Raw genomic sequence first — 15652 nt, forward strand, 5'->3', positions numbered from 1 at the left:
CTTTTAGCTAGATCGTATTCTTTTAAAAATTCGGGTTTAGCCTTTTTCCATTCAATGACGGCCTTCATTGTGACTCCTGCCGCATCTGCTGCGTGCTGATCATATCCCATTATCCGTAATTTCTCTAAAAAATCGCGGGAGGCAACCTTGAAAGGTTTTCTTCTGACGGTAGGCATGTTTTTCCTCTTAAAATAAATGAACCGGAATCTCCTTTAAGAAAATCCTTTGTAAACTTTGATCCATACCTAGTAAAATCTGATCTCCCCACTTCTTCCAAGTCTCAGAAGTGACAACATCCCTTAATTTACTGGTTATTCCATCTTGACCGACAGCGTCCCTGATGCAAGAAATAGTGTCTGTCACGATCTGAGGCACTGGTTTCCTGTCTTCGTATTGTAATACTTCTACAGAAGCTTTTTCCGCATCGCGAGCAGCTCTCTCTAACCTCTTGCTCTGTCTCTCTTCAGATCGTTGTTCCCAAAACTTGAAAATCTTCTCAGTTAATGGCATTGACTGAATAGTGTAAAATCTATGCCTCGCTCCTCCCCCCTGTCTTTTCCCCGTCGCTACCAACTTCAGACCAAGAAGCCTGAGTATTTTCTTGAATATCATGATAGGAGTATCAGATTCCTTGAGCCCAGTAAAACCAAGCTGCTTCAGGTCTTGTAAGCAGTTTTCCGTTAAAACTCTATCAAAAAAACATTTTTTGATAGAAACAAGCTCTGGCGTTTCGTTAGTAAATATCAATCCTTCCTTAAGAAGAGGGGATATATTGAGGAAATCCAAGAACTGAACAACCTTACCCTTTTGAGACTTGATGAAATCAGATGGCCATAACTGTCCTCCTCCTTCTTCTATCTGAGCTTTGGCTCTATCAATATCCTCTCCTTCTATATACTTCTTGCCTTTGGTGACATAATACAATAATCTTAGCTTCTGGTATAAGCCACTGTCATCTATTTCGACAACCTCGGGAGTTAGGTCACCTCCATAGCTCTGCTTTAAAACCCAGTTTCTCGCTTGTAGTCGCTGCGTTTCAGTTTTCTGATTTGACGTGTCAATGGCTTTGAATTCCTCTTCAGACTCCAACGGAGTAACGTCTACTACCTTTTTTTTGTATTCTTCGTAGTTCTCTGTCTTAATCTTCTTTAATGTGGCCTTATCCCCATCCAGGTCATCCTCTGACTCATGGATCCTGTGACCTTCAGCCTTTAGTCCTTCTAGTACATTTGTCCTATAATTCAACATTGAAAAATTGTGATTTGTGACAATTTTAGCCCAAGCTTTTAGAGCTGCGGCACTAGGGCATATAGCTTCGATAGTTACTGCTCCTCCCATTAATTCAGGGATTCCGGCCTTCTGTAATGCTAGTATTTGAGATCTAATAACCCTCTGTTGAGAATTTAACAGTTTATCTATAGACAGCAATCCCCCCGCCATATAGCTATGACCAGTTTTTGCCATGTATATATGGCGTTCAGCCTTGGAATCCCGTAATCGAGCCAAAAATTGCCTCATAGTATTAGGGTCAACAACCCCTGTCCCAAAGCCAAAGACTTTACTGAAGTGATCGAATACCTCTATCGACGACCCTGTACAGAGTGAAGGGGACGAAATCACCAGATCATAGCGTGGAGCCACCTCATTTATCCTGCTAATAACGCCATGAGCTGGATGGCCAATTTGTCCCGTAGTCTCCGAATCTATTCTTAAGATGGAAAGGTTCGGGAATCTTTCTTTCAAATATTTCTCTACGGTTTGAGTCCCCCATAAAGAGTTGGGTTTTTGTCCGCTAACGCAGACAAACGCTTTCTCCCTTGCCTCTACTGATTCAACTAGTTTTGCTAAAACAGTTTCTGGCTTGTTGTAAGAGAAGATGTCCCACTCCTGACCTTCATACTTGTAATCATTAACCAAGATTCGAGGCTTGGCATTGACCAATTCCTCAAGGAAATCAACTGAAAGATCGCTTAGGTCGGCATCTGCCGCAATAACTCGGCGAGCTAACGCCAGCAATGTCGATAGTGATTTTATTATGGCTACCCGGTGCTTCCTACAAGTGGAACAAGTTAATAAGTGCTTTATTACTTGCTCGCTCTCATCTATTATCACAACAGCTCCTTGCCATTCCTCTGGCAAAAAGAAAGCTTTGGATTTAGCGTGAAGCGAGTTGACACAGAGCACCATCCCAGCACAATTGGCTAGTTGTGCCTGTGAGAGATTGTCTACATACGACAGTCCCCAAGTTCTTCCTAGGGATCTTCCCAGCAATTCTCTGTGACAGGGAACTATAACCTTTATCCCCCTTTTGATGCATTCCTTTACATATTCCGCAATTCGAGTCGATTTACCCGTTTTTTTGGGAGATTGAATCATTACCAGTCGTGACTCCTCAAAGCCAATATCTTCAAACTTGAGATACTGCTCGTTGACTCTTACAACCTTTTTGCCGGTAAATAGCTCTAATTGTTTGACTGGATCTAGATTTTCACACTTCTCTGGTCTTATCTTTACAGCTTGCTCTAGGATCTCCTTAAACTGTTCTTTCCCATGAGCAGCCACTACATCATCAATGCCTTTGCCTAATTCCTTGTTCCAGCTTGCTTTGTAGGTTTCACATCCTTCGTTGTACAATAGCTCGGCCAATCTGTTCGTGACCTTTCTTACGTTTTTGACTGTGGCAGGCTTATCATCTTGGTCGTACATAATGATAAACTTGCGCCCAGGAGTAGCTAAAGCTTTTATATGTGGCTTTAGAGCTCGTTGATTGGTTCGTTTGTTGTATGAATAAGCTGTGGAGACCCCTGACACTCCAATAGCCATGTGACCGCAAGAAACGACGCAAAGCGTTTTCTTTGCTCCTTCTGTAATAACGACAGGCACCTCAGGATTCTGTAAGACGAAACCCCAAGGAGTTAGTCCCTCCTCGGGATTGTAGCCATATTGAGAAAGGATTAAATCTTGTAACCTCTCTGGGAGTAAGGGAGTGATCACCTTAACCGGAACCCCACGGGGATTCTCGTACTTCATCAAATGCTCTTTCCCATTCTCCTTGGTTATTGTCCGAGGTTCTTCTGGTTTAAAAGTCCCCCATTCCAAGAGTTCTCCAGGATTCAGTAGATCTTCTCCCCCCCAGCACCACCAACCTCCTGATTTGATAAAGGCATCGTACCTTTTCAATATTCCGCATGGCAATGCCCCGGTGTTAGTCCTCTTGCTTTCTGCCGGTAGAAGTAAGGAGTATACGGGATAGTTCCCCGTGTCATCCATGAATGAGATTACGTTTAAGTCTCTTAGATCTGAGTCTACGGCTGACTCGTTCCATTCTTGTTGGTGTTTTGGGTGTATCATAGTTATATATAAGTTTTTTTTTTGTTGTAAGGATATTATTCCACAAAGGGCGGCTCCAATCAAGGCCGCCCGATTTTTTTTACTTAAAAGTCAGAAATTTAACCTTACCTCTGTCAGGCTCTTGAGATCTCTCAAGAGCCTCCTCTTGATCCCCCTGTGAATCACTATCGGGAATTGCGGTCAAATATTGACTCAATCGTTTGACTATTATTTTGTCAATGATGCGACCAAGGCTTCGCTCTAGTTTGGATACTATTGCATCTTCTATACCCTCCAGTGCTGCCATGACCATGGAAGAGGTAGAGGCAGAAGCGTTTTTCTTTACTCCCCATGCCGCAATATTAATAATTGGAGATCTTTTGATTTGATTCTTGGCGCAGTACCTTGGGTAAGCCGAGGCAAGGTAACTCTCGACTATTAAGCAAATCATTCGACTTCGGCTGACTCCATGATAGTTTGATACGTATTGCAAAAGAACCCTTGCAGGTCTGGAAGTGAAAAACTGAATAGGCGGCTTCTTTTTGCCTTCAGCTTCTTCCAAGGCTTCTACTTCTCCTATTTCTAACATCAACTGTTCTAATATGGGTTCTTCTAGCATGATAAGAAAGTGTTTACATACACTTAAGTGTATTGTGGTTTGACTCATTTGTCAATCAAGTCGCAGTGAAGTACAGTGGTATTAGGAGGTAAATTATGCAAAATTATTGGAATCTTTCCCAATCACTAACAGCCGTTACGGTAGACGGAGAGGGCGTAGAAATACTCTACAGCCCTGTCTTTACCAAGAGTCAAGAAACTATTGGTGGAGTCTTGAAGCTAAAGGATCCGGTTTTAGGAGAACGGTTAGGCTTTCTGTCTTCCTTTCAGATATTAGGCTCCGATCTAGAAGACCTAAAAGATTGGTTGATTTTTTCTGAAAACCATCTAACGCTCAAAACTTTCGGCTATAGCTCTCAATATTCACACCATGAAATCTATGCTTGCTGTTATATGGGGACGTGGCCAGTCTGGTTAATGGACTTAGACGTCAAGCAACCAGTATTTTTAACTACCAACCAAGATTTTTTGACAGCAAGAGACGAAGCTATTGATATCCTTCGTCAAGTTAGCAGTAAAGAGGTATTAGGAGGCCAATGGGATTCTCAGAAATTTAAGTCTGAAGAAATTAGGGTATTAGCCGCAGGGTATAGTAATGCTTTAACCTCGTTTCAGTTTAATACAAACCAAAGTCTAGATATAAGGCTTCAAGATGAAGCGGACACCGATAAATGGTTGCCGACACAAGACTTTGAAGTTGTAAGATCGTACTTCAAGGGGTGGGAAGTTGTCACGTCTAACACCCCAGAAACAGAGTCAAGGGGAGCTTTGTGGTACAAGCCATTTAGTAGAAAAGTGAACGCCCGAATGTATTCGGCTTTTGTCTCCAGAGGAGAGAGACAAAAGAGAAAGCCAGAGGAAAATGTTTTTGTAGTAGAAAAAGAATTACTCTTTGATTCAGAAACGGAGGAGATGCTAAGCAAGATTAAGACATATGTTGAGTCAATATACGTCACTATAGTTTCCTTTCCTGTTAGGTCATGTAGTGCATCTGAAGAAGTAAAAGAACACGGTATAATTCTCTTTTCTTTAATTCCTTTAAATATTCAAGGAACTCTTACTCTTGAGGTAAAATAATGCAACAAGCGGAAGTCAAAATTCTTTTAAGTATGCTCAGGGAAATTATCAAGCAGGTAATAAAGAACTACCCGGAACATAAAGGGAAACTCAAAATAACCAGAGTCAATGCAAAAGGTCAAGTATCAAAAACAGCTAAAACATTAGGCTTATTTTATGAGTCAGCTCCCATAAAACAGTGGGAGACAGAAGGATTGACCTTGGAACAATTGAAAAACAATATAGTCGAAGAGATAAATAAGATAACAGGAGAGAATGTTAAAGTTACAGTTGAACCTATTAAAGAAGAGGGTATCTATACTTGTTATGATGCCAAGATGATGTTTGGACTTGAAAGAGAGGATAGCCTTGTTGAGCTGTTTACTGCTGCACTAAACAATGGCTTCTCTTGTTTTTATACTAAAGAAGATGGAAAAGTAAAACTTGTTTCGTTGCGATGAGTACTTTACCTATATCAGCTTTATCTGTATGTAGTGGGATTCTTACGTCCTGTCATCTGGCTGCCGAACTAGCTGGATTAGAAGAAGTAATTTCTTTCAATGGTTTTGTAGAAAATGACAAATTCAAACATCAATTCATCAAGTCCAAAATCGAATCAGGAGAAGTCGAAGGTTATCTTTTTTCCGACCTTAAAAAATACGCACCTAGACCACAATATGACCGTATCATTGTCGGAGGAACCCCTTGCACAGACACCTCTATCGCAAACCCCTATAGAAAAGGGTTCAAAGGAGAGCACTCCAGCCTCTGGCTCAACTTCTACAAACTTGTCAGTCAAACGATGCCTCGAATCATTGTTTGGGAGAATCCGGCTGGTTGCCGGTTCCCGTGCGAATCCGAAATCAGTCCATTGGGAGAAGTTGTTGGGAGTCTTGCCTCGCTCGGGTATAATGTGCAATGGACAACTCTCACTGGAAGAGAACCTGGAATCAAGCAACCTCACCGACGAGAACGGGTATTTGTGTTTGCCTACCCCAATGGGATCCGGGGACTTGATTACGAAAAAGTTCCACTCTGGGACAGATCGCTTAGAGGATGCCTTGCGACTTTACAAGAACGAATCAAAGGAAGTAACGACTCCGGAATTCAGAGCTTGGTTGATGGGCATCAAGGAGAACTGGATTTAAGGGAACGACTAGACTCTGTTATTGGAAGCTGGTGGAAGAAAAATCCATTTAAAGGTCGTGTGTTTACTTCAGCCAACAGTGTAAAAGACCGGATAAATCGTAACCGTTCCATTGGAGATGCCTGTTCAGTACCGGAAGCAGCCTTAGCTTTGTTGTTCGTATCAAAACTCATCCAATGGCAATCAACTTGCGATACATTGGATGAGCAGCTGATGTTACGCTTGTTTGTACAGCAAAGACTGGAACCAGAAGACACGCTTGGCGAACGCCAACAAATTGAGAAGGTAAATTAAGTGAAACTGAGGTGATAGGAGAGCCTATCACCTCAGTTTGTTGTTGGTCTGTTTATTTCAGGTAGGGGTTGCCTCCCATATAGTGGACTGGGGGATTCGTAAACAGAATAAGAGGATAATGCATCTATAGATACAGACGTAGGGGCTTCTGTAAAATTGACTGCAACTCTAACTCTGTCGCCACTTTCAAGGAAGACTGGAAAGTCATTTTCTCCATTCAAAATCAATGAGCCATTAGCAGATTGAGCTTGGGCTATGGTTATCTCAAAGCCTCCAGTAAGAGCTTCGTTTTTTCTGACTACAAACATAGACAATTTACCCGACATGATTGGAATTTTACTACTGGCGGTCATGGCTATTCTCATCTCAAATTTGTGGTATGCATTTATTTGAGATGTATAAATGCCATCAGCATCAATGCCCTTCCCTGCCCTTCTATCAGCAGTAAAAGCTACATTATAATACTGACCTGTAGTAAATCCAGCGATGGGGGTTGCTTCATACATATAGGCATAGGCTAGTGGGGTGTAAGTCTCCACTTTTGTTGCTACATCATAATTCTGAATTTCAGCAAGAGGATATTGGCGAATAGTAACATCACCATTTTTTGCTTCAACTATGGCAATATCTAATCTATTAGTTTCCAGTTCTTTTTCTTCGGAATTACCAATAATTATTGCTCCTTCTCTATTAATGTAAACATAAGATGTGGCGTTATCTACAACAGTAGGATTGCTTGGGGTCACAGTTTTAATTACTCCATCTAGTAGCTTAACTCTGCCACCTGACACTGATATGCCCAGACCTGCAACCTGAGTAACTCGGAACGGGGTGACAATTTCTCTTAGTTGAGTTGTTAACGAGTCTATCTTGTCTTCTAACTCCTTGAACTTTAAAGAAACATCGTTTACCCATGCAGGGAATACTACATCACCATCTGCGGCATTTTTCTCCTGTACTCCTTTAATGCTTTTTATTTCAGCCATTGTTAACTCCTCTTGCGATCAAAAGCCAATATTCATTACTTATAGCTTCATCAGGATTGGGAGGGGGCTCAGGGAACCCTGCGGGCTGATTTACATCCTTCAGAGCTAGCCACGTTGAACCATTGTAATAGACAGCGTCTCTAGTATTGTACTGAGTACTTTCGTCGTAAGGATCAGTTTTCCAATTAATAATATTAGAAACGATATTGTTAATATTTGTTTTATCATCTAAAATTATTTTAGCCAATCTTTCTAACCCTATCCCCAACCAAGGGGTTTGTTGAGGGATGGTTATCAAATCAGTAAAGTCACTATCTTCTTGTGGACAAACAGCATGGAATTTAAACAACAATGTACGAGACTCTTCTGTTACTCTATTTACTTGACGAGATCCAGTTGTCCCTTTTCCTTGACCCGTCCACCAAGTTCTATCACGACTTTCTTCCGTCACCTCTCCTTTCCACTCGGTTCCATCACTGAAAAAAAACTGAACAATTTCATCTATAGTATACCCCTCCCAGGTATACGAAATTGATTCAGATCCATTGACACTTTGTGATGCAGGAACTTCCATACTTGCCTTTCCATTAGTAATAATAAAAGGTTTAAGTAATGTAACAAGAATCTTGTCGTCAGTGGGAAAAATGTGATCTGGAGTTACTATTACAACTCCTTGTTTTGGTAGATCTCCTAAGTTTAAAGTTATAGTCGTCATATGGCCGATTCTAAATTATCAATCAATATATCAGCTAGAGATACGTCTCGCTCTGCTTTTCAGTCTGTTACCTCGTCAGTAGTTGGGCTGCAAAAACAGATTACTGGTCTTACAGCTCAAACACAGGGAGCAGGGAGGGGCATAAGGGATGCTGTTATAGGAGCTGATTCCGCTGCTCTACAAGGAATTAATAGCATATTTCGGATGAAGACAGCTCTTGATGTACTGAACATAGCAGTAGGGGTGTTGACTTCATCTTTTAGTGTGTTGGGGAGTACGATAGGGAAAGCCCTTGACCAAGAGGTGGAAAGAGTTCAAAGCTTGAACACGCTGATAGACTCATTTGGAGTAACAGAGGAAAGAGCAGCCCAGTTATTCGATCAGTTCAGAATAGATCTAGCAAATCAAGCCAAGAATTCTCCAGCGGCAATAAAGGACTCGGAAAGGTTTGCAAGAAGTATCTTTGACGAATTCACTCCTTTGATAGCGGCTGGATATCGTCCAGAAGACTTGCTTCAAAGATCTAGAGTATTCGGGCAGGCAGCTGCTTTGTTGTCACAAGGAGCAGGGACTACGCCTCAAGAAGCGAGTATAGCTTTTAATTCTCTTTTTTCAGGAACCTCAGTAAAAGGCTTTAGACAGTACAAGTTAGCTAGTGAATCTCCACGGCTTGTTAGGCTATTGGGAGAGTTCTTGGATGAGCAAGGTGTTACCTCCACAGCTGACTTAGATCCTACGACTAGAATACTAGGAATTTTAGAGGTTATTTCCAAGGCAGTGACAGAAGAAGACATAGAAAGGGCAAGCAAGACGGCCAAGGCAGTTATATCATCTTTCACTGATACCTTGTTTGATCCTACTATTGGTCTGTTTTCTTTGACGAGAGACTTGGATGATTCAATAGCAGGAAACCAATCAGCTTTTGCAAGCTTCAAGGAGACTCTCAATTCAGTCATTGGGAGTGACGGAATACTTGCTCAGATAGGGGATATTTCCGGGGTCTCCCCAGATGCCTTCGGATTAGGGATAAAAGGTCTCGTAGATGGACTAAATGCTCTATTAGAGGATTTTCGTAGTGCTATAGGGTCGCAAGAAGGGGCTTATGCTATAGGTCAAGCACTGGGAGATCTCACCGCTCAAATATTCAATGGCATAATATTGGGGACTGTAGCCGGTCTGGCTGGAATAGATTGGGGGGCTTTTGGACAGGGGATACTTGGAGGACTTATCGGGTTTGTCACAAGCATTGACTGGAGAATATACCTAGGAGGGATCGTGGCCACTGGGTTAGCGGCAGCTGCCCCAAGTATTATAGGAGGGATCGTAGCTATAGTAAGTGGTGGCATTTTTGCCGCTATAGCAGGACTTCCGAGTGCGCTAGTGATAGCAGTAGGACTAGGTATAGCGGGATTAGTGGCGGCTATCAGACAGAACTGGGACTCTATTACCGAAACTGTTTCCAACATCCTGAACAATCTGAAAGAGTATTTTACTTCCCGCTGGGAGGCCATACTTAGAATATTTGATGGATTGCTGCCGTCCGACAATGGGAATGATGCTTTGAGCTTCAAGTTAGAGCCTCAAAGCTATGTAACAGGAGGGTTGCCTCCAAGAGAGTCAACAGTCAATCTAGGTGGAATAAACTTGAACCTTGCCCCTGGCACCTCTGCAACAACAGCAGAAGAAGTATTGCAAATATTGGAAAATGAAGTAACCCAAAGGCTCGAAGCCAGTTTAGCTTAGGTCTCACATTTTGGAGTAGAACAATCATGCCTTTTTCTGCAAGTATATCCACAGTTGTCAATGTTGAATTTAACGTTCATGGGTACGGCGGTTCCGTTGATGAAAGAGGGAATAGAGCTGGCAAGAACTATAAGATCTCAGTACCTTTCTCCTTAAGTCGCCCATCAGGTAGATTAGAGCAGTCCCAGTTTGGTAGTATTGGGACTCAGGTGATTAGGAGTCGATGCTTAACTGAAGATGGCTACTTACCTGAAATACTAAACGTAGGTCACGCGGGAACAACCACTCTCAATAGCAGAGAGGCCGAAGTGACTATTGTTGAAATATCTAATACTAGTTTTGACGGGGTCTTAGTGCATGCGCTAGGACAACCTATAATCTTAGAGTTCAAGTGGAGGTCTTACAGTGGAAGTTCGAGCTGATATTGACATTGCCCCATGGATTCGCACTCGCGATAAGTACCGAATAACTGACATGACTCGCCCTCTACGAGAATCAATGGGTTACTTAGACGCAGTTACAAAACAAAGATTTTTGAAGGAGCAAGACCCTGATGGTAAAGAGTGGGCACCTCTCTCTGCATCTACCTTAAAATCAAAAAGGTCTGGTCAAAAACTAGTGGAAACAGGAAGATTGATCAGGTCTTTACAATGGACTGTAAGCCCTGTAGAAGGCGTTTATTTTACGCCTGTAGAGTACGCCATTTATTTGCAGGAAGGGACTAGAGCTATGCCAAAAAGACCTTTTTTAGGACTCAATAAACAAGATGTAAGAAATATTGAACAGATATTTTTAAGACACTTGAATCATAGGTAATACAAGTCATAATAACTTCTCAGTTGCTTCACCATTTTATTTATTTGCTTTGGTTGCATAAACCAGCCTGTCTTGCCTAGGTAAACAGGTACTATTTTCCGTTGCGAAAACTGACTTTCAAACCCTCCAAAATAGCTTAAATCGGCTCCATTTAAATGAGGTGCATGTTCTAGTCCACTTAGCGTCAGGTTGTAAGCCTCAAAGTCATGAATAGCCTTAGCTACATTGTGACCCGCTAAAAGCCTTAAATCCCTGTCCCTCCGTTGTTTAAAATCTACTTTAGACAACGGTTCCCAAATAATTATAGGAGGGGGTGGAACCCTAAAATATGCCATCTCAATTATTTTTGATTTCTTGTCGTTACTCCATTCTTTTCCTTTGTCAATTCTTATCTCATAAAAAAATTGGCTAGTGTTAACAAAGCTAAATTTGTGGCATTCAAAATCGACAGAGCCTTTAATCGCTTTCTCTAAATCTATCATTCTGCTATTCGTGTAATCATTATTTGACAGTAGACGTTTGAAGTGCCTGGAATACCAGCTTCGGCTCCTAATGATCTATTTATTCCACTTCGGATAAATCCTAGTTTGTAATAATGTTGAAACCGAAATGTTGAAAGCTCTTTTACTACAACAGCCGCAAAAACCCAACTCTCTTGAGTCACTGCGGCGTTTTGGTTTTCGTTAAGTGACTGAATCGCACTACCAACCCAAGTCTGCCCATCACCGTCCCTGCGAAGTCTAGTTGCACTTGCATCAGTATGAACAGTAGGAGATCTAGCTAGAATATTATAGGTGCCAGGATCTAATTCAAACTTGTTATAAGGACTTACCACCCTGCAAAAAGGTACAACTGGAACAGTAGATAAATCAAATTCTCGATCATTCCATTGGTTGGCGGATCCATAATTTGGTGGCCTAAAACTGGATTCAAGTATTACTGTCGATTGAGCCACGAAAGATTCTGGCTCCTCGGGTTCACTCAAGTCAAGGACTGATTCAGTGTCTCCTAGTGGAGTTAACCTCTCTTCAAACTCGTCTATGTCTTCGTCAGTCCCCACGTTTACATCAGACAATAGAAAGCGAGTGACATCGTCTGACTGTAGCAACTCCTGGATTCCTAATTTTCTTTCTTGGAAAACTAAGGCTATATTGTCTGGGGTAATTTCAAGGTAAGAGTTTTGGTACCCAATTACTATTTTTCCATTGGCGTCAATCTGAATAACGTCAGAAAGTGCAGAGAGAGAGCTAATTGCGTCCTCTGCTTGTAGTTTGCTACCTACGATAGCTTCGACTAGATTCTTCAAGAGCCTTTCTCTCCTGCTTTTTGACCCATTCCAAAGCGGCTAGCATCTGATCTAATTCATAAAGGGTCACATCTTTCCATTGCTCAATATCAGAAAAATTCCCATTAAGTAGATAGATTATTTTTAACCATTCAGCTTTGCTTACGTTCTCTAAACGTGATCTCCACTTGTTGAGGAAGAAAGTTCTCAACAGCTTTGTTTATAACCTCCATCGCCATGTCGCACCGGTCTTGGTATCCGGTACTAGAAACACTAGACAGTTCTTCGACTGTGACCCCGTTTTTATCTCCCCACTTCCGAACCATCATACTGGCGGTTTTATAAATAAATGCTTCATCTCCTTCTTCATTTTTGATAGTTACAAGCCGTTGTTTTTGCCGGAAGCTCAACCGTTGAAGAATAACATTTATGTATTCTATGTTTCCATTTTCTTGATTTACAAGAGGAACGTCATACAAAGTCAAAGAGCCATCTTCTTCATTTTTTGAGTACTCAATGTCTAGCATTTCAAATAATAGTAGTACTACTAAAACTAAATCGGCAAGTAATATAGGCAGGGTCACTTGATAACTTGTCCATGTTGGAAGTGGCAAAATATATCATCCTGACGTCTCCTAGACTCCAAGTGGTGTTACCCATTTGAAATATTGCGGTAACTTCATCCCGTATCCTTCCTGGAATGGGAGTGTTCTCAAAAAAGGCTTTTATTTGACGGACTTGAGGATCGCTATAAGGAGTGGTACAGGTTATCGGAGTATAGCTTATCGGACCATTAAGTTGAGTCCTGCGGTCGGTATCAGGATCATAAACCTCCCCTCCAGGAGGGGTCTGGGCTTCTATTGTAGACATTGTTGCCCATTGAACATCAGGCAACCCTTCTACCGTAAAAGTGCCTGCTGACTCGGGGAATAACTGAGTTCTTGTCATGCTGCTATAACCAATTCATTGATGACACTGATAGTAATTGACTCTACGGTGTAAACTGGGCGTATCCTAACCTCTATTTCTATTTCGTAAGGTTTGGAGTTTGGATTAATTTTAACAGAATAAGCTTCCTGAATACTGTTCCCAGACAGTAATCCAGATGAATAGGCATTTTGCAGTATAGAGGTCGTAGCTGCTAACGCTGCAACACTTGTTTGTCCCCTAGGGTCATATGGTTCAGCTATAAACCGAGTCATCACTTGACGTAGATTCTCTGTGATCAAAGACACCACCATCCTAGTGTTTATGAACCAGAACTTAGGATCCCTAGCAAGGGTTCGGCTACTCCAGAAGCAGTATCCGGTATTCTTGATGCTGGTAACAAAGTTTACATGATTCGTTTTCAGTAAGTTGTAATCGGTCTCTTTGACTATCTTCCCTTCTAGTTTGTCCTCAAATTCTTTTGGGAGGGGATAAGCGACTCCAGCCGGAGGTTGACCAACGCCTTCATTCGCAGAACTTTTAAGTACAGTAGCGGCTGCTATAGCAGCCATTGGAACAGACTGAGAAAGCCCCTTGGGTTTTCCTTCCAATTCTGAGACGTAGGTTTTTCCATAAAAGACAGAAACATGTCCATATTTTGACAAATCACGATATTCATTTACTTCTTCAATCGTCTTGTCTATTGACTGAAGAGTGAAACTATCCTTGTCTTCGTCAGAAATAGAACCGTCAGCTTTGATTTGCTGAGTAGTCTTATCAGTTGTATTACAAAAGAATAGCCATGAGTTTGCCTTGGCTAGTTTGTCAGCTGCTGTGATTATCCGTTTTCGATAGTTTGTTATAGCCTTGGCGCTTGATTCAGCTCCTGTTTCGGGAGTATAGTCTTTAAACCTAGCCATCTGTGGAAACAGAAAAATCCCTAATTCAAGGTTCTTCTGTTCATTTAAAACGTCAAGTGAATACTCGAAATCTTCGTATAACTGTCCAAGTTCTGGAATTCCGGTGGAGTAATCCCCGACCTTTACCGCAGAAACAAATGATACTCTTGCCAAGGGGTAAACAAAGAAGATTCCCGTTATTGTCTCTTTCGTTATAGCGTCTATGGTTGATGCTTCGATATCATTTGCATTTGTTATTAGTATCGGAGTATTATTTTTGTGTTCCGCTTTATACTTCCCACTACCAATAACATAAATATCTTTTATTGAATTGGGATCTGTCAGGGTCGCCGAGGTTAACCCTGACTCTATCTTGATTGTTATGCCTAGTACCATAGTTGCATCTTTTCTCAACGATCTAATGGTACCCTGTTATCAGAAAAAACCCCAGATCAACTCCGGGGCTTCACAGGTCTAATTGAACTCAGCCTAGTCTAGCCTAAAAAACTCCTTCCTGAATTTCCTTTGGCGGCAGTTCCTTGAGAATGCCTAATAGGCGGATTATCTGGTCATTGTTCATCAATTGGCGACTTGTAACACCTTCAAACACGTCATAATACTTAAGAAGGAGCTCCTTACACTCTTTCCCTGTATAGCCAATTCGCTTTATTTCCTCATTTATGGCCAATAGCTCATCCTTTAGTTCGTGACTTGCTATCCACTCATCAACATTTCGACTTACTTTTGCATGCTGTCCTTGTCGTTGAGTATACTCTTTAGCTGCTGCTTGCTGCTTTAGACCCTGTTTTTCCCAAATATATTGTAAATCGCTCTCGGGAGCGTCGGGGAGCTTGATGGCGTGACCTGTAAGCTTTCTGTTGCAATCATTAGCTAACTTGAATATGTCCAAGCCAGGATTCCAATCAGCCTCGATACGTTCTTCGTACTGGTCGTATAAAGAACAAAGGCCAATTAGACTCTCGGCATCTGGGTCGTTTTCCCGAATACCTAAGATTACCGGATCTTTTATCCGATCTTGGGGAATAGTAGACAAGGCAAGTAAAAAGCCTCGGGCAAAAGTACTAGAAATAGTGGTAACTCCCATGCCTCGGAAGTGTTCATTTTTAAGAGCTACCCATAACTTAAGGTAGGGTTCTTTTTTAAAATACCCTACATGATAAAAAAGTTCTTCTATTTGGCAAAAGATACATCGCAAGGGATTCCCTTCTTTGTCAGTGATTGGGTGTTCTTTGCCTTCTTTTCGGTCATACCAAACCATTAGCCCAGTTTTTCCCTGAAAATTAAACCAGTCGCGGCCAGGTAGTTTACGAAAACCAAGAAAGGAGAAGTCGGTGCTAGAATCAAAGACCATATGTAGCAATTGGTGTATGTATTAATTCTAGTATAGTTGCGATTAGTTGCGGTGTCAACTAATCGCAGTGAATTTAATTAAAAGCTAAAACAGAGAAGCCTCCGTTAGTTTTGTTGTTTTCTCTATACCAGTTCTTAGCCACTTTGTTTATATCTTTAGATATGGCCTGATGGACATAAGAAAGTTCTCCTGTCTTTTCTTCTGCGTCCTTAGTAGTGAACCTAACCATCTCATAAGGGTTAATTCCTTTTACTTCATTAGTAAAGCCTATTATACAGAACAAAGCTGGCTTGCCCTCCTTGTTTGGTTCGCAATAAACAATACAAGGAGTGTCTGCTTTTACTGATTCTAGATGCTCAGTTATTTTTTCAACTGAAAACTCCTCTACCCCTAATTCTAAAAGTTCGTTTGGTGCCACCACTCTGAGATGGTAAGTCACTCCCTTGAAATGAGGTCTAACATCT

17 protein-coding genes are annotated in these 15652 nt (G+C 41.5%); 6 read left to right on the forward strand and 11 right to left on the reverse strand.

Annotation, left to right across the window (positions count from 1 at the left end; genetic code table 11):
- Positions 1–186 precede the first annotated feature (186 nt).
- Together F6K53_RS20725 and F6K53_RS20730 are read right to left on the reverse strand one after the other, a co-directional pair.
- The gene (locus F6K53_RS20725) at positions 187–3351 is read right to left on the reverse strand and encodes a plasmid replication protein, CyRepA1 family (protein WP_293081860.1); all 3165 of its coding nucleotides are present in this window, start codon (positions 3349–3351) and stop codon (positions 187–189) included.
- 79 nt (positions 3352–3430) lie between these two features.
- Positions 3431–3949 (reverse strand): hypothetical protein, encoded by a 519-nt coding sequence (locus F6K53_RS20730; RefSeq protein ID WP_293081863.1) that lies wholly within the window; start codon positions 3947–3949, stop codon positions 3431–3433.
- A gap of 95 nt (positions 3950–4044) precedes the next feature.
- On the opposite strand from F6K53_RS20730, the gene F6K53_RS20735 reads away from it, so the two are divergent.
- Genes F6K53_RS20735 through F6K53_RS20745 form a run of 3 tightly spaced genes read left to right on the forward strand, consistent with a single transcriptional unit; the run spans position 4045 to position 6445 of the window.
- Positions 4045–5025: a hypothetical protein gene (locus tag F6K53_RS20735; protein ID WP_293081866.1), complete on the forward strand. Its 981-nt coding sequence runs from the start codon at positions 4045–4047 to the stop codon at positions 5023–5025.
- The gene (locus F6K53_RS20740) at positions 5025–5465 is read left to right on the forward strand and encodes a hypothetical protein (protein ID WP_293081868.1); all 441 of its coding nucleotides are present in this window, start codon (positions 5025–5027) and stop codon (positions 5463–5465) included. The genes F6K53_RS20735 and F6K53_RS20740 overlap by 1 nt, the downstream gene beginning before the upstream one ends.
- A complete protein-coding gene (locus F6K53_RS20745) occupies positions 5462–6445 on the forward strand; it encodes a DNA cytosine methyltransferase (protein WP_293081870.1) in 984 nt (327 codons plus the stop codon). Before F6K53_RS20740 ends, F6K53_RS20745 begins: the two co-directional genes overlap by 4 nt.
- A 32-nt stretch (positions 6446–6477) precedes the next feature.
- On the opposite strand, the gene F6K53_RS20750 is transcribed toward F6K53_RS20745, so the two are convergent.
- Positions 6478–7431, reverse strand: coding sequence for a hypothetical protein (locus tag F6K53_RS20750; protein ID WP_293081873.1), 954 nt, complete (start codon positions 7429–7431; stop codon positions 6478–6480).
- A complete protein-coding gene (locus tag F6K53_RS20755; protein ID WP_293081876.1) occupies positions 7424–8146 on the reverse strand; it encodes a hypothetical protein in 723 nt (240 codons plus the stop codon). The genes F6K53_RS20750 and F6K53_RS20755 overlap by 8 nt, the downstream gene beginning before the upstream one ends.
- Positions 8147–8350: 204 nt before the next feature.
- Between F6K53_RS20755 and F6K53_RS20760 the strand changes: the two genes are divergently transcribed.
- From F6K53_RS20760 to F6K53_RS20770, 3 genes are read left to right on the forward strand one after another with little or no spacing between them, the layout of a single operon-like run.
- Positions 8351–9889, forward strand: a complete 1539-nt coding sequence (locus tag F6K53_RS20760; protein WP_293081879.1) for a hypothetical protein — start codon at positions 8351–8353, stop codon at positions 9887–9889.
- A gap of 26 nt (positions 9890–9915) precedes the next feature.
- Complete coding sequence (locus F6K53_RS20765) at positions 9916–10311, forward strand: hypothetical protein (protein WP_293081882.1); 396 nt, start codon at positions 9916–9918, stop codon at positions 10309–10311.
- Positions 10295–10705 carry a phage virion morphogenesis protein gene (locus F6K53_RS20770; RefSeq protein ID WP_293081885.1) on the forward strand — a complete coding sequence of 137 codons (411 nt, stop codon included), beginning with the start codon at positions 10295–10297 and terminating at the stop codon, positions 10703–10705. Before F6K53_RS20765 ends, F6K53_RS20770 begins: the two co-directional genes overlap by 17 nt.
- On the opposite strand, the gene F6K53_RS20775 is transcribed toward F6K53_RS20770, so the two are convergent.
- The 7 genes from F6K53_RS20775 to F6K53_RS20805 form a co-directional block, all read right to left on the reverse strand.
- A complete protein-coding gene (locus tag F6K53_RS20775) occupies positions 10696–11187 on the reverse strand; it encodes a hypothetical protein (RefSeq protein ID WP_293081888.1) in 492 nt (163 codons plus the stop codon). The genes F6K53_RS20770 and F6K53_RS20775 overlap by 10 nt on opposite strands.
- Positions 11184–12011, reverse strand: a complete 828-nt coding sequence (locus F6K53_RS20780; RefSeq protein ID WP_293081891.1) for a hypothetical protein — start codon at positions 12009–12011, stop codon at positions 11184–11186. The genes F6K53_RS20775 and F6K53_RS20780 overlap by 4 nt, the downstream gene beginning before the upstream one ends.
- A gap of 131 nt (positions 12012–12142) precedes the next feature.
- Positions 12143–12517: a hypothetical protein gene (locus tag F6K53_RS20785; RefSeq protein ID WP_293081894.1), complete on the reverse strand. Its 375-nt coding sequence runs from the start codon at positions 12515–12517 to the stop codon at positions 12143–12145.
- Between the two features lies 1 nt (position 12518).
- Positions 12519–12938, reverse strand: a complete 420-nt coding sequence (locus tag F6K53_RS20790; protein ID WP_293081897.1) for a hypothetical protein — start codon at positions 12936–12938, stop codon at positions 12519–12521.
- Positions 12935–14230, reverse strand: a complete 1296-nt coding sequence (locus F6K53_RS20795) for a hypothetical protein (RefSeq protein WP_293081899.1) — start codon at positions 14228–14230, stop codon at positions 12935–12937. Before F6K53_RS20795 ends, F6K53_RS20790 begins: the two co-directional genes overlap by 4 nt.
- Before the next feature lie 85 nt (positions 14231–14315).
- Positions 14316–15095, reverse strand: a complete 780-nt coding sequence (locus F6K53_RS20800) for a hypothetical protein (protein ID WP_293081902.1) — start codon at positions 15093–15095, stop codon at positions 14316–14318.
- A 166-nt stretch (positions 15096–15261) separates the two neighbouring features.
- Positions 15262–15606, reverse strand: a complete 345-nt coding sequence (locus tag F6K53_RS20805) for a hypothetical protein (RefSeq protein WP_293081905.1) — start codon at positions 15604–15606, stop codon at positions 15262–15264.
- Positions 15607–15652 lie beyond the last annotated feature (46 nt).

This window comes from Moorena sp. SIO4A1 (assembly GCF_010672065.1).
In the GTDB taxonomy this organism is placed as follows: Bacteria; Cyanobacteriota; Cyanobacteriia; order Cyanobacteriales; family Coleofasciculaceae; genus Moorena.

Bases quoted from the DNA above. Each gene is read 5' to 3' on its own strand.
- F6K53_RS20725 (WP_293081860.1), bottom strand. From the start codon at position 3,351: ATGATACACCCAAAACACCAACAAGAATGGAACGAGTCAGCCGTAGAC.
- F6K53_RS20730 (WP_293081863.1), bottom strand. From the start codon at position 3,949: ATGCTAGAAGAACCCATATTAGAACAGTTGATGTTAGAAATAGGAGAA.
- F6K53_RS20735 (WP_293081866.1), top strand. From the start codon at position 4,045: ATGCAAAATTATTGGAATCTTTCCCAATCACTAACAGCCGTTACGGTA.
- F6K53_RS20740 (WP_293081868.1), top strand. From the start codon at position 5,025: ATGCAACAAGCGGAAGTCAAAATTCTTTTAAGTATGCTCAGGGAAATT.
- F6K53_RS20745 (WP_293081870.1), top strand. From the start codon at position 5,462: ATGAGTACTTTACCTATATCAGCTTTATCTGTATGTAGTGGGATTCTT.
- F6K53_RS20750 (WP_293081873.1), bottom strand. From the start codon at position 7,431: ATGGCTGAAATAAAAAGCATTAAAGGAGTACAGGAGAAAAATGCCGCA.
- F6K53_RS20755 (WP_293081876.1), bottom strand. From the start codon at position 8,146: ATGACGACTATAACTTTAAACTTAGGAGATCTACCAAAACAAGGAGTT.
- F6K53_RS20760 (WP_293081879.1), top strand. From the start codon at position 8,351: ATGAAGACAGCTCTTGATGTACTGAACATAGCAGTAGGGGTGTTGACT.
- F6K53_RS20765 (WP_293081882.1), top strand. From the start codon at position 9,916: ATGCCTTTTTCTGCAAGTATATCCACAGTTGTCAATGTTGAATTTAAC.
- F6K53_RS20775 (WP_293081888.1), bottom strand. From the start codon at position 11,187: ATGATAGATTTAGAGAAAGCGATTAAAGGCTCTGTCGATTTTGAATGC.
- F6K53_RS20785 (WP_293081894.1), bottom strand. From the start codon at position 12,517: ATGCTAGACATTGAGTACTCAAAAAATGAAGAAGATGGCTCTTTGACT.
- F6K53_RS20790 (WP_293081897.1), bottom strand. From the start codon at position 12,938: ATGACAAGAACTCAGTTATTCCCCGAGTCAGCAGGCACTTTTACGGTA.
- F6K53_RS20800 (WP_293081902.1), bottom strand. From the start codon at position 15,095: ATGGTTTGGTATGACCGAAAAGAAGGCAAAGAACACCCAATCACTGAC.